The following is a 4,035-nucleotide window of genomic DNA, read 5'->3' as shown; positions in this document are numbered from 1 at the left end:
GACTTCGATAGCGTCGACGGATTGCAGGCCATCGTCGACAAATGGACGAGCCTCTACGCTGCGACCGAGGAGATGCACGACAAGGCGGCATTCGACGCGGTTCCCGCCGGCCAGCAACTGTCGGCGCGCGGTATCGAGGTCGGGCATATCTTCTATTTCGGCACGAAGTATTCCGAGCCGATGGGCGCGACGGTGACCGGGCCGGACGGGCAGCAGGTGCCGGTGCATATGGGCTCTTATGGCATCGGCCCGAGCCGTCTCGTCGCAGCGTTGATCGAGGCCGGTCACGACGATGCCGGCATCGTCTGGCCGGACGAGATCGCACCGTTCGACATCGCGGTGCTGAACCTGAAGATCGGTGACGCAGCGACCGACGGCGCCTGCGAGCAACTCTACAGAGCGCTCTCCGCCAAGGGCTATGACACGCTCTATGATGATACAGACGGTCGGCCAGGCGCCAAGTTCGCGACGGCAGACCTGATCGGCGTACCGTGGCAGGTCATCGTCGGGCCTAAGGGCCTGGCTGAGGGCAAGGTGGAAATCAAACGCCGCGCCGGCGGAGAGCGCGAACTCGTCTCGCTCGCGGCTGCGCTGGAACGCTTCCCGGGCCGCTCGGCTTGAGTGGGAGCGGCATGATCGCGGAGCGGAGCAGGCGCCGATGAACGTGGCGGTGGAGTCGATGTCGACCGAAGCAGAGCAGCCCACCGGCACACGCCCCTTTGCGGGTTTCGAATGGCTGCTGGCCGGGCGCTACCTGCGCACGCGTCGGCGCGAAGGCTTTGTTTCGGTCATCGCGGGCTTCTCGTTCCTCGGCATTTTGCTCGGGGTCGCCACGCTGATCATCGTGATGTCGGTGATGAACGGCTTCCGGAAGGAACTCCTGGAGAAGATCGTCGGCGTCAACGGCCACATCTTTGYGACGCCGATTGATCGCCCGCTCGATGACTACGAAGCGGTCGCGGCACGGCTGCGGCAGGTTCCCGGCATCAAGCTCGCAATCCCCTTGGTGGAAGGCCAGGCGCTTGCTTCGTCGCAATACGCCAATGGCGGCGTGCTGGTGCGCGGCATTTCCGAGGCGGATCTGAAGTCGATCCCCTTCATCGGCAACAATATCAAGCGCGGTACGCTCGATGGTTTCGACGCCGCCGCCGGCGTCGCCATTGGCAGTCGGCTTGCCGCGGCGCTCTCGCTGACCGCTGGCGACACGATCACGCTCGTTTCTCCGAAGGGAGCCTCGACCCCGTTCGGAACCGCTCCGCGCATCAAGGCCTATCCGATCCAGGCGGTATTCGAGATAGGCATGACCGAGTTCGATTCCTCGTTTGTCTTCATGCCGCTGGCAGAAGCGCAGGCCTATTTCAACCGCGATGGCGATGTGAACGTCATCGAGGTCTTCATCGACAATCCGGATCGGACCCAGGTCGTGCGCGATGCGATCGAGGCCGACGCGCCACGGCCGCTTGTGCTGTCCGATTGGCGGCAGCGCAACCGTACCTTCTTCAACGCGCTCGAGGTCGAGCGGAACGTCATGTTCATCATTCTCACCCTGATCGTGCTGGTGGCGGCGCTGAACATCGTCTCGGGCCTGATCATGCTGGTGAAGGACAAGACCGAGGACATCGCGATCATGCGCACCATGGGCGCGTCTCGCGGCACTGTGCTGCGCGTCTTCCTGATCACGGGGGCGGCCATCGGCGTGTTCGGTACATTGGCAGGGCTAGGCCTCGGCGTTCTCTTCGCCAACAACATCAAGTCGATCATGGCCACCCTGAATTGGATCACCGGGGCCAATCTCTGGGATCCGACAGTACGCTTCCTGAGCGACATTCCCTCCGTGATCGACTGGCGGGAAGTGGCGAGTGTCGTCGGGATGGCGTTGGTCCTATCGCTGCTGGCGACGCTGTATCCGGCCTGGAAGGCCGCGCGGCTGGACCCGGTCCAAGCCCTGCGGATGGGTTGAGGCAGAAGAACCCGTGGCCATGCAACGCGAAACACCGGCGCTCTTCCTCTCCCAGATCGAGCGCTATTACCCACAGACCGATGCTCCGCTCGAGATCCTGCGCAAGGCGGATTTCGCACTGTGGCCGGGCGAGCTTGTCGCGCTTGTTGCACCGAGCGGTACCGGCAAATCGACGCTCCTCCATGTCGCCGGCCTGCTCGAGAAACCCGATAGCGGCGAGGTCTTCGTCGGCGGAATCGCGACCAGCAAGCTGGACGACAAGGGCCGCACCCGGCTGCGCCGCACCGAGATCGGTTTTGTCTACCAGTTCCACCATCTGCTGCCTGAATTCACGGCGCTCGAGAACGTCATGCTGCCGCAGCGCATTCGCGGCCTGCGGAAGCGGGAAGCCGAGGAGCGGGCGACTGAACTGCTCGCCTTTCTCGGGCTCGGCGAGCGGCTCGACCATCTTCCGGGCGAGCTTTCCGGTGGCGAGCAGCAGCGCGTCGCGATTGGGCGTGCGGTCGCCAATGCGCCCCGTCTGCTCCTCGCGGACGAGCCGACCGGCAATCTCGACCCTCACACCTCGCTGCATGTCTTCAACACGCTGGTCGCCTTGGCCCGGGCTTCGGGTCTCGCGGCCCTGATYGCGACCCATAATCTCGACCTCGCCCGGCGGATGGACCGGCAGGTGACGATTCGGGACGGGCTGGTCGTTCCGCTGCGTTAGCGCGGGCACGGCTTCTCCCGTTGCGCACTACCGGGCGCGCCCGCGCTTTCCGCGAGCTGGCGCCACGACGGCAAGGCCGGCAATCACGATCACGAGAATGCCGATCCAGGTCGCGGTCGATGGCAGATCGTCGAACATCGCGTAACCCAGCGCGGTCGCGCCAAGCAGTTCGAGATAGACGAGCGGCGACAGCGTCGAGACCGGCGCCATTCTGAAGGCGCTGATCGTGAGCAGGTTGCTGACGGCCGAAAGCAGTCCCATCAGGAGGATCAGCAGAATCTCCTCGCGATTGGGCACCGTCCACTGGAACAGGACGATAGGCGTCAGCAACAGGATGCCGAAGACGAGCTGGATGGTCAGTGCCGACAGCGGTGTGCTGCCCTGGGCGGTCGCTCGGGTCATCACAAGGTAGCACGCCATCAGTCCGCCCGACGCCAGCGCGATCAGCGTGCCGGAACTGCCGTCAGCGCCCGGTCTCACGATCAGCATGGCTCCGATGAAGCCTAGAATGACGGCCGCCAGCTTTCGGCGATCAAGCCGCTCGCGCAGGACAATCATGGCCAGCAGGGTCGCGATGATCGGCGCGATGAAGTAGGCACCCAGAGCGTCGGCAAGCGGAATGCGCGCGATTGCGGTGAAATAGAGCGTCATCGCGCCAACCAGGAAGGCGGTGCGCAGAAGCTGCGGCAGGATCTGGTTGCGGCCAATCAGCGGCGCCGGCGCGCGCGCCTGCACATACARCACGACAGGCAGTACGAAGCCGAGCGCCGCGACATAACGAGCCCAGCTTAGAAAGGCCGGGGAATGCGCTCCGCTGAGATACTTGCCGATCGCATCCGCGCCCGGGATGAACAGCATCGATATGGCCATCAGGACGATGCCCAGCGCGGGGCTACGCGTGCTGCCGGAGGCTGACGCGCGCTCGTCCTGCTGGTTCGCCTCGGCGGGTTCTGAGCGGAGATTGGCGACGGAAGCGCCGGAGGCATCTGAACTTTGGTCCATGCGGCTCTCTAGCAGATTCCGCGGCGCCGACAGCCGTGGACGAGCCTGAATGCGCCGACGGGAAAGCGTACGCGACCTACGCCGAAGGGTTAATCGCCTTCCACCACCATCAAGGGGATATTAACCTCCATCCAGACGTCCAGAATGGAACTAACGCTGCGCGATTGACGAGAACAAAACAGGAATTATGATGGACATATAGCGAACATCTGGAGGTCAAGATGGTTTTAGCACGTAAGCTGGTCGTCGGAATGGTGGAGCTTGCCTCGCTCGGCCTCTTCCTTGGGATGATCTGGCTCTGGGCGGCGCTGCTCGCCGCTCCTAGCGTCTGAGCCATCCACAGCCGGGCGGAAAGCCTCTCGAC

The 4,035-nt window shown here is 64.0% G+C and carries 4 protein-coding genes; 3 read left to right on the top strand and 1 reads right to left on the bottom strand.

The genetic code is table 11. The features are described 5' to 3' along the window. The 3 genes from AC1DRP_RS35440 to AC1DRP_RS35430 all read left to right on the top strand — a co-directional run. Window positions 1-621: His/Gly/Thr/Pro-type tRNA ligase C-terminal domain-containing protein (locus AC1DRP_RS35440; protein ID WP_476770995.1), on the top strand; the 621-nt coding region annotated here is incomplete at its 5' end. 37 nt (window positions 622-658) lie between these two features. Further along, window positions 659-1,960 carry a lipoprotein-releasing ABC transporter permease subunit gene (locus AC1DRP_RS35435; protein WP_476770994.1) on the top strand — a complete coding sequence of 434 codons (1,302 nt, stop codon included), beginning with the start codon at window positions 659-661 and terminating at the stop codon, window positions 1,958-1,960. A 19-nt stretch (window positions 1,961-1,979) separates the two neighbouring features. Beyond that, on the top strand, window positions 1,980-2,669 hold the full coding sequence (locus tag AC1DRP_RS35430) for an ABC transporter ATP-binding protein (protein WP_069880703.1): 690 nt from the start codon (window positions 1,980-1,982) through the stop codon (window positions 2,667-2,669). 27 nt (window positions 2,670-2,696) lie between these two features. Here the strand turns inward: AC1DRP_RS35430 and AC1DRP_RS35425 are convergent, their stop codons facing one another. Beyond that, the gene (locus AC1DRP_RS35425) at window positions 2,697-3,671 is read right to left on the bottom strand and encodes a DMT family transporter (RefSeq protein ID WP_441491833.1); all 975 of its coding nucleotides are present in this window, start codon (window positions 3,669-3,671) and stop codon (window positions 2,697-2,699) included. Window positions 3,672-4,035: the final 364 nt, after the last annotated feature.

The organism is Allobosea sp. 01N443 (assembly GCF_056399325.1).
This window is presented reverse-complemented; position numbering and strand designations above follow the sequence as displayed.